The organism is Streptomyces sp. NPDC096040 (genome assembly GCF_040303265.1).
Taxonomy (GTDB): Bacteria; Actinomycetota; Actinomycetes; order Streptomycetales; family Streptomycetaceae; genus Streptomyces.
On the sequence record NZ_JBEOTA010000008.1, the window covers coordinates 301040 to 317801 of the forward strand.

Here is a 16762-nt window from a genome sequence, read left to right on the forward strand (position 1 = left end):
CCCATGCCCCGGAGAAGCCCTGGGAAAGGCGAGATGCGACCCGAGAAACCGACCGTTTCCGTCATCATCCCCAACTACAACTACGAGAAGACGCTCCCGGCGTGCCTCGACGCCGTCTTCGCCCAGACCCTCCAGCCGCTGGAGGTCATCGTGGTGGACGACGCCAGCACCGACCGCTCCAGGGACATCATCCGCAGGTACTCCTGCACCCTGATCGAGAACGCCGGCAACAGCGGTGTCTCGGCGGTGCGCAACCGGGGCGCGGCGGCGAGCCGCGGAGACATCCTCTTCTTCGTCGACTCCGACGTGGCGCTCGCCCCCGACGCGCTGGAGAACGCGGTCCGTGTCCTCACCGAGGACCCCGGCTGCGGCTTCGTACACGGAGTGCCCGCCGACCGGCCGCTGTACGACGACGGTCCCGTCGAGCGCTACCGGGTGCTGCACGCCCACTACTTCCACCGGCGCAGCGTCGGCGTGGTGGACTCGGCGTTCTTCATGCTCGGCGCGGTGCGCCGGGAGGTCTTCGAGGCCGTCGGCCCGCTGAACGAGCGGCTGCGCGACTCCGAGGACCTGGAGTACAGCGACCGGTTGCACGGCCGCTGCCGGATCCGGCTGACCGAGACCGTCACGGGCCGGCACGACGACGCCGACCGGCTGTGGGGCCTGCTGCGCGAACAGGCCCGGCGCGCCCAGCTGCTCATCCCGTTCGCCGCCGCGCACCGGGCCCGGAAGAACGCGATCCGCGCGCACAGCATGACCGGTGTCCTCGGCGCCGCCCTGACCATGGCGACCCTGCCGCTGGTCCCGTTCGCACCGCTCGTCCCGGCCGCGTGCCTGGTGGTCGCCGTCTGCTCGGAACCCCGGCTGTCCCGCTTCGTACTGAGGGAGCGCGGCCCCGCGTTCCTCGTCTACTTCACCGGCGTCCATCTGCTGGTGCGGTCGGCGATCGCGCTGGGCGCCGCCTGGGGCGGGCTGCGGATGCTCACCGACCGCGGCTTCGGCCGGCCGTCCCTCGCCCCGCCCGGCCGGGACACCAGGGTGTCGGCATGACCACGGCCACCGAGTCCGAGACGGTCGGCCAAGGACGGGGGATCCGGCGGACGGTGCTGTCGGCGGTGTTCTTCCTGGCGGCCACGGCAGGGCTGTGGCTGTCGCTGCACGACCGTATCGGCACGTTCGCGGACCTGGCGCTGCGCCCGCACTCCGTGCCGTACCTGCTGGCCGCCTTCGCCGTCAACGGGGTGGGCGTGCTGATCTCCCTGCTGACCTGGCGCGCCCTGCTGACCGGCCTGGGACCGCCGACCCCGCTGCCGGTCGCCGCCCGTATCTACTTCACCTCCTTCCTCGGCAAGTTCGTCCCCGGCCGGGTCTGGGGCCTGCTCGCCCAGCTCCGGCTGGGCCGGGCCGCCGGTTTCTCCAACGCGGTCATGACCGGGGTCTTCCTGCTGAACCTGATGGTCGGAACCCTGACCGGGCTCGCCCTGGGCCTGGTCTGCGGTCCGGCGCTGCTGGGCGGCCGGGTCTGGTGGCTGGCGCTGCCGACCGGCCTGCTGGTGGTGTGGTTCGTCCGGCCGGCCCTGCTGGGCCGGTTCGTGCGGGCCGCCCTGCGCCTCGCGCGCCGCAGGCCGCCCGAGGCGTTCGCGACCGACGCGGGCATGCGGCGCAGCATGGCCGCCGCCACCTCCTCCTGGCTGGTGTCCGGGCTCCATCTGTGGCTGCTGGCCATCCTGTTCGGCGCCGACGTGCCACGCGCACTGCCGCTGTGCGTCGGCGGGTTCGCCCTGGCCACCGCCCTCAGCAGCCTCGCCGTCGTCCTGCCGGACGGCTGGGGCGCCCGCGAGGCGATCCTCATGCTCGCCCTCTCCGCCGTACTGCCGTGGTCCACGGCCGGCGCGGTCGCGCTGACCAGCCGGGTCGTCTGCACCGCGAGCGAGGTCGCCGTCGCCGGCGGCGCACTGCTCTACGCCCGCACCCGCACCGGAGGCGGTACCGCCGCCCGCCCGGATCCCGCTCCCGTACCCGAACCTCACTCACCGCGAGGGGAACGATGACCAAGCTGCTGTCCATCGACGACGCCCAGGCCATGACGGCGAAGCAGGTCCACGACCTGTACCGGCGGCATGTCAACCGCAGTCAGGTGTCCTTGATGACCTCCTTCGGGTTCGGCCGGGAACTGGTCGACCACGCCGAGGGCGTCTGGCTCCACCAGCGCGACGGCCGCCGCATCCTCGACTTCACCGGCGGGGTCGGCGTCCTCAACCACGGCCACAACCACCCGCGCATCCTGGCCGCCCGCCGGCGCTTCCAGGAGGAGCACCGGATGGAGGTGCACAAGACCTACTTCTCGCCCTACGTCGCCGCCCTCGGCCACAACCTGGCCCAGCTCCTGCCCGGCGACCTGAACATGTCGTTCTTCCCGAACTCCGGCGCGGAGGCGGTCGAGGGCGCGGTCAAGCTCGCGTACAAGTACCACAACGGCACCCGGCAGCGGGTCCTGCGCGCCGACATCGCCTTCCACGGCAAGCTGCTCGGCTCGGGCAGCCTCACCGGACAGGCCCAGGAGACCTTCAGGTTCCCCGGGATCAACGGCGTGTCCGTCTTCCCGTACGGCGACCTGGACGCGATCCGTGCCGAGGTCCGCGCGTCCCGTACCCGCGGCGGCGAGAGCGATGTGTACGCCATCCTCGTCGAGCCCTTCAGCGCCTCCACCATGCGCTGGTGCTCGGAGGAGTTCCTGCGCGGCCTGCGCGCCCTGTGCACCCAGGAGGACATCGTCCTGGTCTTCGACGAGATCTACACCGGCTGGGGCAAGACCGGCAGCCTCTTCTACTTCATGCGCTACCCGGACCTCGTCCCGGACATCGTGACGACGTCCAAGTCCTTCGGCGGCGGCAAGTCCTCCGTCTCCGCCTACGTCGCCCGCGAGTCAGTCTTCCGCAAGGCGTACGACAACATGATGGACGCCCTGCTGCAGAGCACCAGTACCACCTACTACGGCTTCGGCGAGGAGACCGCCACCGCCATCGAGGCCGTCAACATCGTGGTGGAGGACGACTATCCGGCCCGCGCCCGCGCCATCGAGCGGGTGCTCGGGCCCGGTCTGGAGCGCATCGCGAAGGAGCACGCGGAGACCGTCGACGACGTGCGCGGCGCCGGGGCACTGCACGGCGTCTTCCTCCGGGAGGGCCCGAAACTCCTGGAGCTGGCGGCCCGGCTGGTGCCCGGCGGCATGACCAAGGACCCGCGGTTCCTCACCAAGCTGATCACCTCCTCGGTGGTCAACGCCTTGTACCGCGAGCACGACATCTATGCGTACTACACCCTCAACGGGAAGAACCCGCTGGTCGTCGGCCCCTCCCTGATCGTGGAACAGCCCGAGCTGGAACGGTTCCTGGAGGCCCTCGACCAGACCCTGGCCAAGGGACTGCCCCGGCTGCTCACCAAGTTCGTCCAGGAGAAGGTGTCGTCGCTGTGGTGAACGCTGTGGTGAACAAGGTGGTGGTGACCGGCGGGGCCGGCATGCTCGGCGGCACCCTCATCGGCCGGCTGCTCGCGGAGGGGCACCACGTCCGCTGTGTGGACCTGCGCGCCCCCGACCCCTCCCGCTGGGCGGGCACCACCGGTGAACTCGCCGTGACGGTCGCCGACGTCCGTGACGGCGCGGCCATGAAGGACGCCCTCGCGGACGCGGACGCGGTGGTGCACTGCGCCGCCGCGCTGCCCAGCTACCCGGCGGACCAGATCCGCTCGGTGATAGTCGGCGGCACCCGCAGCGTCCTCACCGCGGCCGCCGCCCAGCGGGTGCCCCGCTTCGTGCACATCTCCTCGACGGCCGTCTACGGCCTGCCGACGGTGGTGCCCACCCCCGAGACCTACCCGCGCCGCCCGGTCGACACCTACAGCGCCGCCAAGGCCGAGGCGGAGGAGGTGTGCGAGGAGTTCCGCGGCCAGGGCATGTGCCTGCCGATCCTGCGCCCGAAGACCTTCCTCGGACCGGGCCGGATGGGGTTGTTCGCGATGCTCTTCGAGTGGGCCGAGGAGGGCCGCAACTTCCCCGTGCTGGGACGCGGCGACGTCCGTATCCAGATGTTCGACGTGGACGACCTCGTCGGTGCCGTGGTCACCGCGCTGCACGCCTCCGCCGAACTGGCCGACGACACCTTCAATCTGGGCGCCACCGACTTCGGCACCATCCGGGAGGACTTCCAGGCGGTCCTGGACGCGGCCGGCCACCGCCGCCGTGTGGTGTCGCTGCCCGCCCGGCCCGCGCTGGCCGCGCTGCGCCTGCTGGAGCGCAGCCGGCTCTCCCCGGTCTACGGCCGCCTGCTGCACAAACTCCTCGACGACTCCTTCGTCAGCACCGCCAAGGCCCAGGAGCGCCTGGGCTTTCGCCCCCGCTACTCCAACCAGGAGTCCATCCTCCGTACCTACGACTGGTGGCGGCAGCAGCGGCGCCGCACCGGGCCCGCCGACGGCCGCAGCCCGGCAGCGGGCGGCGTCACCAGCGTCGAGCCCTGGCGGCAGGGCGCCCTCTCCCTCGCCAAGGTCTTCTTCTGACCCCCGTCCACCGCCCCCGTCCGACCGCGAATCGAAGGGCAGACCCTTGTCCGACCATCAGCCCCTGGTATCGGTCATCGTGCCGAACTACAACTACGCCCGCTCCCTGCCGCTCTGCCTCGGCGCGATCCAGGAACAGGACTACCCCGCCATAGAGATCGTCCTGATAGACGACTGCAGCACCGACGACTCCGTGGCGGTCGCCGCGGCCATGGGAGTCACCGCGATCAGCACCCGCGGCAACGGGGGCGTGGCGGTGGCCCGCAACCTCGGCGCGGAACGGGCCACCGGGGAGATCCTGGTCTTCGTCGACTCCGACGTGGCCCTCGCCCCCGACGCCGTCTCCCAGTCCGTCCGGCTGCTGCTCGCCGACCCGTCCCTCGGTGCGGTCTGCGGCATCTACCACCCCGACCCGCTCATCCGGGACAGCCGCATGGAGGAGTACCGCTGCCTCCAGCAGTACTACGCGCTCATCGAGTCCGAGGGGCGCATCAGCACCGTGCACACCAACACCTTCGCCATCCGGGCGGAGGTCTTCGCCGAACTCGGCGGCTTCAACCCGCTGCTCCGGCACACCGAGGACCAGGACTTCGGGCTGCGGCTCTCCTCCCGGTACGCGGCGCTGAGCACCTCCGCCGTGGTGGGCCGGCACGACAACGACGACACCCTGCGGCTGGTCCTGCGCAAGGTGTACCAGCGCACCTACCTGGCCATCCCGCTGTATCTGCGGCGGCGCGGCCTGCCCGGCGGATACGCCACCGGCCCGCGCGCCTGGGCCAGCGCGGTCACGCTGCTGTGGGCGGCCACGCTGCCGCTGCCGTTCCTGCTGGGCCCCGCCTGGTGGGTGCTCCCGCTGCTCCTGCTGGTGGCCGCCCTCGCCTGCGACACCGGCCTGTACCGGTGCGTGCTACGGCACCGGGGGTGGGGCTTCCTCGGCTTCTTCGCCGCGGTCAACGTCCTGGTGAACCTGGCGGTGGCGGCCGGGGTGATCGCGGGCGGCCTGGGCTGTCTGTTCTCCCGCCGGTTCCGGGCCGTCTACGACTCCGCGCTGACCGCCGGGGTGGCGACGCCCGCATGACACCGTTCGACGCCGTGCTGACGGCCGTCGCCGTCGGCTGGCTGCTCTTCCAGCTCGCGGACCGGCTGCTGACGAACGGGCCCTGGTGGTGGGCCCTGACGGACGTCCTGCCGCCGCCGGTCTTCCTCGTGGTGCCCGCCGCTCTGCTGGCGGGCACCACGGCGGCGTCGGCCGGCGTCCGCCCGTGGACCGCCACCCTCGCGGTGCTGTCCCTGCTCCTCGGGGCACGGCACTGCGGACTGAACCCACGGGCACCGCTCACCCGCCGCACCCCCGCCGGCGGCGTCCGCGTCGTGTGCTGGAACACCCAGCACTGGGACGAGGAGGTCGACACGGAGGCCTTCTACGCCTTCCTGCGGCGGCTCGACGCGGACGTCTACCTCCTCCAGGAGCACATATACGACGCGGGAGTGCACGCACCGCCGGTGCCGGTCGACTTCCGCGCCCGGCTCGAGCGGGAGTTTCCCGGCCACCGGGTGCTGATCCGGGGGCAGTTCGTCACGCTGTCCCGCTTTCCCGTGGTGGCCGTCCCCGACCTGGGGGCGCCCGAGGTGTTCCGGGTGGACCTGCGGGTGGACGGCCTGCCGGGCGCGCCGGTGCTGTCCACCTACAACGTGCATCTGCCGGTCCACGTCTTCCTGGAGAACCCGCTGCGCCGGGCCCTCCGCCAGGAGGTCAAGGACCGGCTGGCCAGCCGCAACCGGCAGCTCGACCGGCTGATCGACGACCTCCGTGACAACGGCCTCCCGGCGGTGGCGGCGGGGGACTTCAACCTCAGCCGGTCCCAGGGCGACATCGCCCGCCTCTCCACGATCGCCACCGACGCGCTGCGCGCCTGCCCCGCCGCCTACCCGCTCAGCTGGCACCGCGGCACCTGGTGGCTGCGCTGGTGGCGGCTCGACCTCGCTTTCACCGGCAACGGCGCGAGCGCCCACCGCTACCGCTTCCTCGACCCCCGTGGCCTGTCCGACCACGCCGTGCAGGAACTGGTCCTCGGGTTGGGCAAGGACCCCTGACCGGCGGGGCGTTCCGGAGGACTCCCCACTGTCCCCCGGAACGCCCCGTCCCCGGACTCACGCCACCGGAACCTCCGGCAGCGCCCCCGTGCGGGCCACCTCCCCGTACCAGCGGGCGCTCGACTTCGGCGTCCGCTCCAGCGTCGCGAAGTCGACGTGCACCATGCCGAACCGCTTGGCGTAGCCGTACGCCCACTCGAAGTTGTCCATCAGTGACCACAGGTAGTACCCGCGGACGTCCGCCCCGTCGGTGATGGCCCGGCGCACCGCGGTCAGATGCGCGCGCAGATAGGCGATGCGCTCCGGGTCGTGCACCCGGCCGTCGGCGTCCACCTTGTCCTCGTAGGCCGCGCCGTTCTCCGTGATGTACAGCGGCAGACCGGGCGCCTCCCGCGCGTACCGCATGATCAGCTCGTGCAGGCCGGACGGGTCGACCGTCCAGCCCATCTCGGTCCGCTCGCCCGCCGTCTGATGGAACGCCACGTCCTCGGCGCCCGGCCACGGCGAGAAGGAGCTGGCCCCGTGGCCGTCGGCGCGGGGGCCGTCCGGGGCCCCGTCCGCCGCCGACACCAGCGTCGGCGTGTAGTAGTTGAGCCCGAGCGCGTCCAGCGGCTGCTGGATCGTACGCAGATCGCCGTCGAGGACGTACGACCAGTCGGTGACCGTCGAGGTGGCCTCCAGCAGCGTCGCCGGATACGCCCCGTGCAGCACCGGCCCGTGGAAGACCCCGTTGGCGAGGTCGTCGATCCGGCGGACCGCGGCCAGGTCGGCGGGGCTTGGCGAAAGCGGCCGTACGACCGAGGAGTTGAGGCTGATCGCCACCTGGTTGCGGGCCGGCATCACCGAGCGCAGGGCCGAAGTCGCCAGTCCGTGCCCCAGGTTGAGGTGGTGCGCGGCGCGCAGCGCGGCCGCCGGATCGGTCCGGCCGGGGGCGTGCACCCCGGAGCCGTACCCCAGGAAGGCGCTGCACCAGGGCTCGTTGAGAGTGATCCACTGCTCGACACGGTCGCCGAGCGCCTCCCCGACGATCTGCGCGTACTCGGCGAAGCGCTGCGCGGTGTCCCGCTCCGGCCAGCCGCCCGCGTCCTCCAGTTCCTGCGGCAGATCCCAGTGATAGAGGGTGAGCGCCGGCCTGATGCCGCGCGCCAGCAGCTCGTCCACCAGCCGGCGGTAGAAGTCCAGCCCCACCTGGACGGCCGGACCGCGCCCCGTCGGCTGCACCCGCGACCAGGAGACCGAGAACCGGTAGGCGTTCAGGCCGAGTCCGGCCATCAGCGCCACGTCCTCGGGATAGCGGTGGTAGTGGTCGACAGCGATGTCACCGTGGTCACCGTCGGCGGTCTTGCCCGGGGTATGGCTGAAGGTGTCCCAGATGGAGGGGGTGCGGCCGTCCTCCCGCACCGCCCCCTCGATCTGGTACGCGGAGGTCGCGGCGCCCCAGACGAAGGCGGGGGGAAAGGTCACCGGGGTCGCCGGCTGTGCGGAATCGGACATGGAAGCGCTCCCATGAGGGTCGTGGAAACCGACGGACAGGATGGGGATGGGACGAACGGGGGCCGGGGCGGCGCTGCCCCGGCCCGGGCGAGGCGCGGCTCAGCCCTTGACCGCGCCCTGCATGATGCCGCCGACGATCTGCTTGCCGAAGATCGCGAAGACCAGCAGCAGCGGCAGCGTGCCGAGCAGCGCACCCGCCATGATCAGGGACTGGTCGGGGGTGAAGCCGCGGCCCAGCCCCGCGATGGCGACCTGCACGGTCGGATTGCCGTTCTGGGACAGCACCAGGAACGGCCACAGGAAGTCGTTCCACGACTGCACGAACATCAGCATGCCGAGAACGGCCATCGCCGGCCGCGCCGCCGGGAACACCACGTGCCACACCACGCGCCAGCTGCTCGCACCGTCCACCCGGGCCGCCTCGATCAGCTCGTCCGGCAGCGCCTGCAGCAGGTACTGCCGCATGAAGAACACACCGAACGCGCTCACCAGCGACGGCAGGATCACCGCCTGCAGCTGGTCGGACCAGTTCAGCTTCGCCACCATCATGTACAGCGGGATGATGCTGAGCTGCGGCGGCACCATCATCGTGCCGATCACCACCAGCATCAGTCCGTTACGGCCCCGGAAGCGCAGCTTGGCGAAGGCGAACCCGGCGATGGTGGACAGGAACACGATGGTCACCGCCGACACCCCCGCCACGATGGTGGTGTTGAGGAAGGCCTTGCCCAGATTGGCGTCCGACCAGGCCACCTTGAGGTTGTGCATCAGGTTCGAGCCGAACCAGAACGGCGGCGGGGTCTGCGCCAGCCGGTTGTTGTCGCGGGACGCGGCGATCGCCGTCCACACCAGCGGGAACAGCGAGCCGATGGTGAACAGCACCAGGACCGCATAGGCGACGGGACCGGCGTACGACTGGCCGCCGGCCCGCCCGGCCTTGGTCCGCCGTACGCGCGCCGCCTTGGGCGGCGCCTCGCCGGAAGGGTTCGTCAGGGTCGTCGTCACGGCTGGTTCTCCTAACTGCTGGCACGCAGCCGGCGCGAGATGACGTAGTTGACGACCCCGATCACGATGAGGATCAGGAACATCGTCCAGGCGATCGCGGAGGCCCGGCCCAGGTGCTGGTTGATCCAGCCCTGCTCGTACAGGTACAGGCCCAGGGTCTGGAACTGGTGGTTCGCACCGCCGGACGCGCCCTTGATGGAGTCGAACATCAGCGGCTCGCCGAACAGCTGGCTCGCGCCGATGGTCGACACCACGGCGGTGAACAGGATCGTCGGCCGCAGCTGCGGCAGCGTCACATGGAAGAACTGCTGCCAGCGGTTGGCGCCGTCCAGCGCCGCCGACTCGTACAGGTCCTGCGGGATCGCCTGCATCGCCGCCAGGTAGATCAGCGCGTTGTAGCCGGTCCAGCGCCAGATGACCACGGACGAGACCGCGATCTGCGAGGACCACTTGTCGTTCTGCCAGTCGATCTTGTCGATGCCGACGAAGTGCAGCGCCCAGTTGATCACGCCGTAGTCACGGCCGAACAGCAGCACGAAGACCAGGGAGGCCGCGGCGATCGAGGTGGCGTACGGCGCGAGCATCGCGACCCGGAAGAAGGTGGAGCCGCGCAGCTTGTAGTTGAGCAGGTGGGCGAGTCCCATCGCCATCAGCAACTGCGGGACCGTGGAGATGATGCCGATGGTCAGGGTGTTCTTCGCCGCGTTCCAGAAGAAGTCGTCGTCGAAGATCCGGGTGTAGTTGTGCAGGCCCGCCCACTGCATGTCGGTGGGCGCGGTCAGCTCCACCGTGTGCAGCGAGGCCCAGCCGGTGTAGATCAGCGGGAACAGGCCGAACGCGGCGAAGAGCAGGAAGAACGGGGAGACGAAGGCGTACGGGCTCCAGCGCATGTCCCGCTGCCAGCGCCGGGACAGCCGTGACCGGCGCTTCTCCTCCGTCGGTGCGTCGGGTGCCGCAGGACCGCGGGCGGGGGCCGCGCCCCTGTCCTGCACAGGGGGCGCGGCGGTGTCGTGCCGGGACATACCGGTCACTTCTCCAGGTTGTTGTCGATCGTCTTGGTGGCCGTCTTCCAGGCCTCCTCGGGAGACGTGCCCTTGGTCACGAGGATCACTCCGTTGTCACCCAGACCGGCCCCGATGATCTGGTCCTTCGGGCCGATGGGCTGGAGCGGGATGGCCTTGGCGGCGTCGGCGAAGATGGTGCCGATCGGCGAGTCACCGGTCATCGCGTTCTTGGCGTCCTTCACCTGGGGCAGGTCGTAGGCGGCCGGCGCGCTCGGGAAGCTGCCCTGGACGCTGAAGAGCTTGGCCTGCTGGGCCGGTGCAGTGAGCCAGGCGGCGAGCTGCTCCGCCTCCTTCACATGCTTGCCGCTCTTGGGTACGGCGAGGAAGGTGCCGCCCCAGTTTCCGGCCTGGGGTGCGGCGGCCACGTCCCACTTGCCGGCGGCGTCGGGCTTCGACTGGCCCTTGAGGTAGCCGAGCATCCACGGCGGGCAGGCGACCGCGGCGAACTTGCTGTTGGCTATCGTCTGGTTCCAGGACGGCTGGAACTGGGTCTCCGAACCGGCCAGTCCCTCCTTGGCGGCCTTGGCGGCCAGGTCGAAGCTGGTCTTGACGGCCGGGTTCGTCTTGTAGACGACGTTGCCGGAGGAGTCGTAGAACTTCTCCTTCAGGCTGGAGAGGATCGCGTTGAGCAGACCGCCGGGGGAGTCCATGAAGTAGGTGCCGCTGGGGGCCTTCTTCTTGTACTGCTCGCCGACGGTGACGAGCTTGCTCCAGTCGCCCGCCCACAGCTTGCCGACCGCGTCCCGGTCGGTGGGCAGACCGGCCTTCTGGAAGAGGTCCTTGCGGTAGCAGATCGCCATCGGGCCGATGTCGGTGCCGAGGCCGATGGTCTGGCCGTCCTTGGTGGTGGCCTGCTGCCACTTCCAGGCCAGCCAGCTGTTCTTGTTCACCCCGGCGACCTTGGAGAGGTCCTCCAGCTTGCCCGCCTGGGTCTGCACGACCTCGGCGATGTTGCCGACCTCGACCGCCTGGATGTCCTGCAGTCCGCTGTTGGTGGTGAGGTGGTTGACCAGCGCGGGGTAGTAGTTCTCGTTCCGCTCGGTGACGTTCTCCGTGATCTTGATGTCGGGGTGGAGCTTCTCGTACTCGGCGTACAGCCCGGCCTCCTTGAAGCCCTGCGTGCCGAAGAGACCCATGCTGATCGTCGTCTTGCCGCTGCCTCCGCCGCTGGTGTCGTCACTGCCGCCACCACTGTCGTCGGCACAGCCGGCCAGCAACGCTCCGCCCAGCGACACGACGGCCGCCAGTACGACCGCCCTGCGGGAGGCGGTTCGGGTACGTGCTCGCATTACGTCCTCCTGTTGCCCTGACGCGCCGACCCCCCGGCCAACTGCATTGTTGGGCCCGTTTCTCGCTGCGGCTCGGGCGGGGAACGTGCGGGATGTGTATGAGTCAGGTATCGTGGGAGCGCTCCCACCGGTGATGTGTTGAAGAGTCGTCGGTTCGAGGCGGGGTGTCAAGGGAGCGGGCACGGCGAACCGGCTTCAGTTATCGGCCTGTTAGCTAACTCCGGCGGGTGACCGAACAGGCGGAACATGTCATGACAACGGCCGCGATTGCACCGGCGGACGGCACTGTTAGATTCCAGGCCAGCGAGTTGAACGTCGGTGAGGAGGGCAAAGCCCATGGCAAGCCACGGAGCGCGGGGGCGTAGCGGTGGTCGGCCCACCCTCGAAGAGGTCGCCGCCCGGGCCGGGGTGGGGAGAGGGACCGTGTCGCGGGTGATCAACGGCTCGCCCCGGGTCAGCGACGCCACCCGGGCCGCCGTCGAGGCCGCGGTCGCCGAACTCGGCTACGTTCCGAACACCGCCGCCCGCGCCCTCGCGGCCAACCGCACCGACGCCATCGCCCTCGTCGTCCCCGAGCCGGAGACCCGGTTCTTCGCGGAACCGTACTTCTCGGACATGCTCCGCGGTGTCGGCGCCGAACTCTCCGACACCGAGATGCAGTTGCTGCTGATCTTCGCGGGCAGCGACCGGGAGCGGGAACGGCTCGCCCAGTACCTCGCGGCTCATCGTGTCGACGGCGTGCTCCTCGTGTCCGTCCACGCCGACGACCCGCTGCCCGACCTCCTCGCCCAGCTGGAGATCCCCGCCGTGATCAGCGGCCCGCGCTCCGCCGCCGAGACGCTGACCTCCGTCGACTCCGACAACTACGGCGGCGGCCGCTCGGCCGTCGAGCACCTGCTGGCCGGCGGCCGCCGGACGATCGCCCACATCACCGGCCGCCTCGACGTGTACGGCGCCCAGCGCCGCGTCGACGGCTTCCGCGACGCCCTGCGTGACGCCGGCCAACGGGTTGACGAACTCCTCGTCGAGCCGGGCGACTTCACCGAGGAGGGCGGCCGGCGCGCGATGACCCGGCTGCTGGAACGCGAGCCCGCCCTGGACGCCGTCTTCGCCGGCTCGGACGTGATGGCGGCGGGCGCCCGCCAGGTGCTGCGCGAGCTGGGCCGCCGGATCCCCGACGACGTGGCGCTGGTCGGATACGACGACTCGGCCATCGCCCGCCACATGGACCCGCCGCTCACCAGTGTCCGCCAGCCCATAGAGGAGATGGGCCGCGCGATGATCGACCTCCTCCTCGCAGAGATCGCCGACCGCCGCCCGGCCGCGTCCCGGGGCCTGGAGCGCCGGCAGGCGGTACTGCCGACGAAACTGGTGGCCCGCGCGTCTTCGTAGTCCGGGCGGGGCGGGCGGTGTTGCGCCTCCCGGTCCCTGCCGGGTCCGTGCCGCGCTGCGGTTGTCAGCCCCTGTCGCCGCCGGGGCGTACCGCGTCCCAGCCTCGTTCCAGTAGGTCGAAGGCCGTGTTGACGGCGGCCACCGGGTCGGGTGAGGGGGCCACCAGGGCGCGGGCCTCCAGTGCGAAGTGGGCCAGGGCCGCGCAGGCGGGGTCGTCGGCGGCGGCGCCGAGCTCGGCGGCGATGGCCTCCGCCAGGGCGCGCTCGTGCCGCATCCACATGCGGCGGTGGTACTCGACCAGCGCCGAGGTGCTGTTGACCAGCCGGTGGAAGGTGGCGAGCTGCTGGGCGTACTCGGGCCGGAAGCTGCGTGCGCTCAGCATGTGCGTGCGCAGCGCCTGCGGGATCGAGGTCCCCGGTGCCCGCTCGCGCACGGCGGCGACCAGGGCCGCCTCCCGGTCCGCGTCCATGTCGAAGACCAGCGCTTCCTTGCTCGGGAAGTGCTTGAACAGCGTCGTCGTGGAGACGTCGGCTGCCTCCGCGATGTCCTTGACGCTGACCTGGTCGTAGCCGCGCTCCAGGAACATCTCCAGTGCCGCGTCCGCCAGCGCCTTGCGGGTCGCGGCCTTCTTGCGTTCCCGGCGGCCGACGAGGGGTGTCGTCTCGCTCATGGCAGCAGAGTACTCGGTAGGTGGTCGCGATGAAAAAGTTGGGTCGTTGCACTTATTTAGTCGGTGTGCTTTTCTGATGGCATCCCACTTCCGAAAAACCGACAGGGGGAGCCCTCTCATGTCAGTCGCGAATGTGCGCTGGACACTGCTCGGCGTCATGCTCGCCATGCTGCTCGGCATGCTCGACAACAACATCGTCGGTACCGCGATGCCGACGATCGTCCGTGATCTGGGCGGACTTGGGCACATATCCTGGGTGGTCACCGCGTACACCCTCGCCACCGCCGTCGCCACGCCGATCTGGGGAAAGCTCGGCGATCTTCACGGCCGTAAACGGATGTTCCAGGCCTCGACCGTGGTCTTCCTGGCCGGCTCGCTGCTCTCCGGGGCCGCCCACTCGATGACCCAGCTGATCGAGTTCCGCGCCCTTCAGGGCATCGGCGCGGGCGGGCTCGCCGCCGGGGCGTTCGCCCTGATCGGGGTCCTCGTACCGCCCCGCGAACGCGGCCGCTACCAGGGCATGACCACCTCCGTGATGGCAATCGGCGTGGTCGGCGGCCCGTTGGTCGGCGGTCTGGTCACCGGCCACCTCGGCTGGCGCTGGGCGTTCTACGTCAACCTGCCGCTCGGCCTGGTCGCCCTGGTCTGGGTCCAGCTGATGCTCCGCCTCCCGGCGACGCCGCCGCGCACCAAGGGGCGCTTCGACTGGGCCGGCATCGGCGTCCTGACCGCCGCCATCAGCGCGCTGGTCCTGGCCGCGACCTGGGCCGGTACGACGTACGCATGGACGTCCTGGCAGATACCGGCCCTGGCCGCGGTGGCCGTCGTAGGGCTGCTCGCGTTCGTCGCCGTAGAGCGCAGGGCGCCCGAACCGCTGCTGCCGCTCCGCATGTACACCGCCGACCGCAACTTCGCGCTCGCCACCGTCCTGTTGCTCGCCGTCGGCGTGGTGATGTTCGGCTTCGCGCTCTATCTGCCGCTGTTCCAGCAGACGGTGCAGGGGGCGACGGCGACCAGCTCCGGGCTGCTTCTGCTGCCGATGATGGTCCCGGTGGTGATCGCCTCGAACACCGCGGGCAAGGTGATGTCCCGCACCGGCCGCTACAAGGTGTTCCCGGTGCTGGGGGCGGTGTTGCTGACGGCGGGCTCGCTGGCGCTGGCCACGATGGACACCGGGACCTCGCGGCTGCTGGCCGGCTGCTGGATGGTGCTGGTCGGCCTCGGGCTGGGCTTCACCATGCAGATGGGGTCGACCATCGCCCAGAACAGCGTCGAGACGCGGGACATGGGCGCGGCGATGGCGGCGGTCAACCTCTCCCGGACACTGGGCGGTTCGCTGGGGGTCGCGGTGTTCGGCTCGCTGTTCACCCGCGCGGTGCCGACGACGGCGACGGCCTCGCCGGCGGCGGTGGTGACCGGCACGCAGCACATCTTCCTCACGGCGGCCGCCATCTGCGTGGTGGGCTTCCTGGCGGCGATCGCCGTGAAGGAGGTCCCGTTGCGCGGCAGGCCCGCCGAGCCGGTCAGCCCGGCGGCGAAGGTTCCGTCAGCGACCTGAGGGCCGGGCGCAGCAGCCCGGCGATGCGCTCGGCGGGCGCGTCGCGCAGCACGGGCAGGGCGAGGAGCTGGTGACCGATGGTGACGCCCACCAGGGCGGTGACCACGAGGGCGGCGCGCAGCTCGGCATCCTCCCCGCTCTCCCTCTCGCTCTCGGGGAGGGCCGCGGCGATCGACTCGATCTGCCGGCCCATGGCCCGGCGGGCGTGCTCGGCCGCGTCCGGGTCGGTGAGCATCGAACGCAGGGTCGCGAGCGTGCCCTCGGGCAGGCCGCCGAGCTTGATGTCGAGGGTGGTCAGCAACTGGTCGACGAGAGCGCCGGTGTCGGTTCCGGTATCCGTCGATTGTGCCGGGGCCGCCTGGACGGCCTCGGTGAAGAGCTCGCGCTTGCTGCCGAAGTGCTGCATGACCAGGGCCGGATCCACCTGCGCCGCCGCGGCCACGGCCCGGACGGTGGTCCGCTCGAAGCCGCGCTCGGCGAACAGTGTACGGGCGCTGTCGAGGATGCGGACCCGGGTGGCTTCCCGGCGGGCGGCACGGGAGGACGGGGCGGGAGAGGCGGGACGGTCGGGCACATGGTCACTCTACAAGCGCTCGCTCTACAAGCGTTGACCGAAGCCGTGGGCGGCCCTAGGGTCTTCGCTCAACAGATGTTGAGCGAATGAGGGTGATCGCCATGCCGGTGTCCGAACCGCCGCTGCCCCGCACGCCCCGTGAGGTGCTGGCGCTCTACCGCCAGGCCATGCGCGACAAGTCGGCCGACGACCTGGCGGAGCTGTACGCCGTGGACGGGGTGCACGAGTTCCCGTTCACGAGCCCCGGCTTTCCCGCGCGGTACGAGGGCCGGGAGGAGATCCGCGCCGGATATCGGGCGGCCTGGGGCGCCGGTCCTGTGCGCGTGACGGAGATCAAGGAGTCCGCCGTCCATGAGACGACCGACCCCCAGGTGATCGTCGCCGAACAGACGGTGATCGTCGGCCCGCCGGCGGGCGGGGAGCACTTCGACATCCCCGGAGTGCTGGTGCTGCGAGTCCGGGGTGGGCGGTTGGTGCGGGTCCGTGACTACATGGACGGGTACGGGGTTGCCAGGGCCGGGCGGGGAAGTGGCTACTGAAAGCAAGTCAGCCGGTGACCTGTCTTTCGACGAGGCCACCGGCTGACGGGGCAGGGTGAGTGACGGGACTCGAACCTGTTTCGTATCACTATCGTGACCTGCGCCTTTGCTGTACATGTGGGCAAATCCGGGCATGCGGGTGACGGGTGATGACGTTGGATGACACTGTGCGGCATCTGGTTTGGCCATGGCCAAACGCTCCTGTCGAGGACGGCGGGTGCGCGTGAAGCGTGGGATTCGTGTCCATGCGTGCCGCCTGCCGGTGTTGCCCGGCCGGTGTTCTTGGGTGGCTAGACGAGTCTTTCCGAATGCTTGCGGGCGCGGGGAGAGGGTGTCCATGATCGTTTGTGACGACGAACCTGGACACCCTCGTGACCGCACTCTACGTAAAGATCGATGACGAGCGAGCGGGTATCGCGCGATTGCCGGGTCGGCCGGCGAAGCTCAGCCACTCCGAGTTGCTGTGTCTGGCGGTCATGCAGGCGATGCTCGGCTTCCACTGCGAGGCCCGGTGGCTGCGGTACGT

Annotated in this window: 15 protein-coding genes and 1 pseudogene; 10 read left to right on the forward strand and 6 right to left on the reverse strand. The window is 70.6% G+C overall.

Features of this window, described 5'->3' with window-relative positions; genetic code table 11:
* The first annotated feature begins 33 nt into the window (after positions 1 to 33).
* Genes ABTY98_RS13480 through ABTY98_RS13505 form a run of 6 tightly spaced genes read left to right on the forward strand, consistent with a single transcriptional unit; the run spans position 34 to position 6651 of the window.
* Positions 34 to 1050, forward strand: a complete 1017-nt coding sequence (locus ABTY98_RS13480; protein ID WP_352221028.1) for a glycosyltransferase — start codon at positions 34 to 36, stop codon at positions 1048 to 1050.
* Positions 1047 to 2051, forward strand: a complete 1005-nt coding sequence (locus tag ABTY98_RS13485) for a lysylphosphatidylglycerol synthase domain-containing protein (protein ID WP_352221029.1) — start codon at positions 1047 to 1049, stop codon at positions 2049 to 2051. Before ABTY98_RS13480 ends, ABTY98_RS13485 begins: the two co-directional genes overlap by 4 nt.
* Positions 2048 to 3478 (forward strand): aspartate aminotransferase family protein, encoded by a 1431-nt coding sequence (locus ABTY98_RS13490; protein ID WP_352221030.1) that lies wholly within the window; start codon positions 2048 to 2050, stop codon positions 3476 to 3478. The genes ABTY98_RS13485 and ABTY98_RS13490 overlap by 4 nt, the downstream gene beginning before the upstream one ends.
* A gap of 5 nt (positions 3479 to 3483) precedes the next feature.
* Positions 3484 to 4557, forward strand: coding sequence for an NAD-dependent epimerase/dehydratase family protein (locus ABTY98_RS13495; protein WP_352221059.1), 1074 nt, complete (start codon positions 3484 to 3486; stop codon positions 4555 to 4557).
* A 46-nt stretch (positions 4558 to 4603) separates the two neighbouring features.
* On the forward strand, positions 4604 to 5635 hold the full coding sequence (locus ABTY98_RS13500; RefSeq protein ID WP_352221031.1) for a glycosyltransferase family 2 protein: 1032 nt from the start codon (positions 4604 to 4606) through the stop codon (positions 5633 to 5635).
* The gene (locus ABTY98_RS13505; RefSeq protein ID WP_352221032.1) at positions 5632 to 6651 is read left to right on the forward strand and encodes an endonuclease/exonuclease/phosphatase family protein; all 1020 of its coding nucleotides are present in this window, start codon (positions 5632 to 5634) and stop codon (positions 6649 to 6651) included. Before ABTY98_RS13500 ends, ABTY98_RS13505 begins: the two co-directional genes overlap by 4 nt.
* A 57-nt stretch (positions 6652 to 6708) precedes the next feature.
* On the opposite strand, the gene ABTY98_RS13510 is transcribed toward ABTY98_RS13505, so the two are convergent.
* The 4 genes from ABTY98_RS13510 to ABTY98_RS13525 all read right to left on the reverse strand — a co-directional run bounded on the left by ABTY98_RS13510 (position 6709) and on the right by ABTY98_RS13525 (position 11503).
* On the reverse strand, positions 6709 to 8145 hold the full coding sequence (locus tag ABTY98_RS13510; RefSeq protein WP_352221033.1) for a GH1 family beta-glucosidase: 1437 nt from the start codon (positions 8143 to 8145) through the stop codon (positions 6709 to 6711).
* 99 nt (positions 8146 to 8244) lie between these two features.
* Entirely contained in the window at positions 8245 to 9150 is a 906-nt protein-coding gene (locus ABTY98_RS13515) for a carbohydrate ABC transporter permease (protein ID WP_352221034.1), read from the reverse strand.
* An 11-nt stretch (positions 9151 to 9161) separates the two neighbouring features.
* Positions 9162 to 10172, reverse strand: coding sequence for a carbohydrate ABC transporter permease (locus ABTY98_RS13520; RefSeq protein ID WP_352221035.1), 1011 nt, complete (start codon positions 10170 to 10172; stop codon positions 9162 to 9164).
* Positions 10173 to 10177: 5 nt separating this feature from the next.
* Positions 10178 to 11503 (reverse strand): ABC transporter substrate-binding protein, encoded by a 1326-nt coding sequence (locus tag ABTY98_RS13525; protein WP_352221036.1) that lies wholly within the window; start codon positions 11501 to 11503, stop codon positions 10178 to 10180.
* Between the two features lie 336 nt (positions 11504 to 11839).
* On the opposite strand from ABTY98_RS13525, the gene ABTY98_RS13530 reads away from it, so the two are divergent.
* Positions 11840 to 12895 (forward strand): LacI family DNA-binding transcriptional regulator, encoded by a 1056-nt coding sequence (locus ABTY98_RS13530; RefSeq protein WP_352221037.1) that lies wholly within the window; start codon positions 11840 to 11842, stop codon positions 12893 to 12895.
* A 64-nt stretch (positions 12896 to 12959) separates the two neighbouring features.
* On the opposite strand, the gene ABTY98_RS13535 is transcribed toward ABTY98_RS13530, so the two are convergent.
* A complete protein-coding gene (locus ABTY98_RS13535; RefSeq protein ID WP_352221039.1) occupies positions 12960 to 13565 on the reverse strand; it encodes a TetR/AcrR family transcriptional regulator in 606 nt (201 codons plus the stop codon).
* Between the two features lie 118 nt (positions 13566 to 13683).
* On the opposite strand from ABTY98_RS13535, the gene ABTY98_RS13540 reads away from it, so the two are divergent.
* Positions 13684 to 15123: an MDR family MFS transporter gene (locus ABTY98_RS13540; protein ID WP_352221040.1), complete on the forward strand. Its 1440-nt coding sequence runs from the start codon at positions 13684 to 13686 to the stop codon at positions 15121 to 15123.
* Here the strand turns inward: ABTY98_RS13540 and ABTY98_RS13545 are convergent.
* Positions 15089 to 15697: a TetR/AcrR family transcriptional regulator gene (locus tag ABTY98_RS13545; protein WP_352221041.1), complete on the reverse strand. Its 609-nt coding sequence runs from the start codon at positions 15695 to 15697 to the stop codon at positions 15089 to 15091. The two genes, ABTY98_RS13540 and ABTY98_RS13545, sit on opposite strands and share 35 nt — an antisense overlap.
* A 101-nt stretch (positions 15698 to 15798) precedes the next feature.
* Between ABTY98_RS13545 and ABTY98_RS13550 the strand changes: the two genes are divergently transcribed.
* Both ABTY98_RS13550 and ABTY98_RS13555 read left to right on the forward strand, forming a co-directional pair.
* Positions 15799 to 16236, forward strand: coding sequence for a nuclear transport factor 2 family protein (locus ABTY98_RS13550; RefSeq protein WP_352221042.1), 438 nt, complete (start codon positions 15799 to 15801; stop codon positions 16234 to 16236).
* A gap of 347 nt (positions 16237 to 16583) precedes the next feature.
* Positions 16584 to 16762: pseudogene (locus ABTY98_RS13555) on the forward strand (IS982 family transposase); the annotation flags it as partial.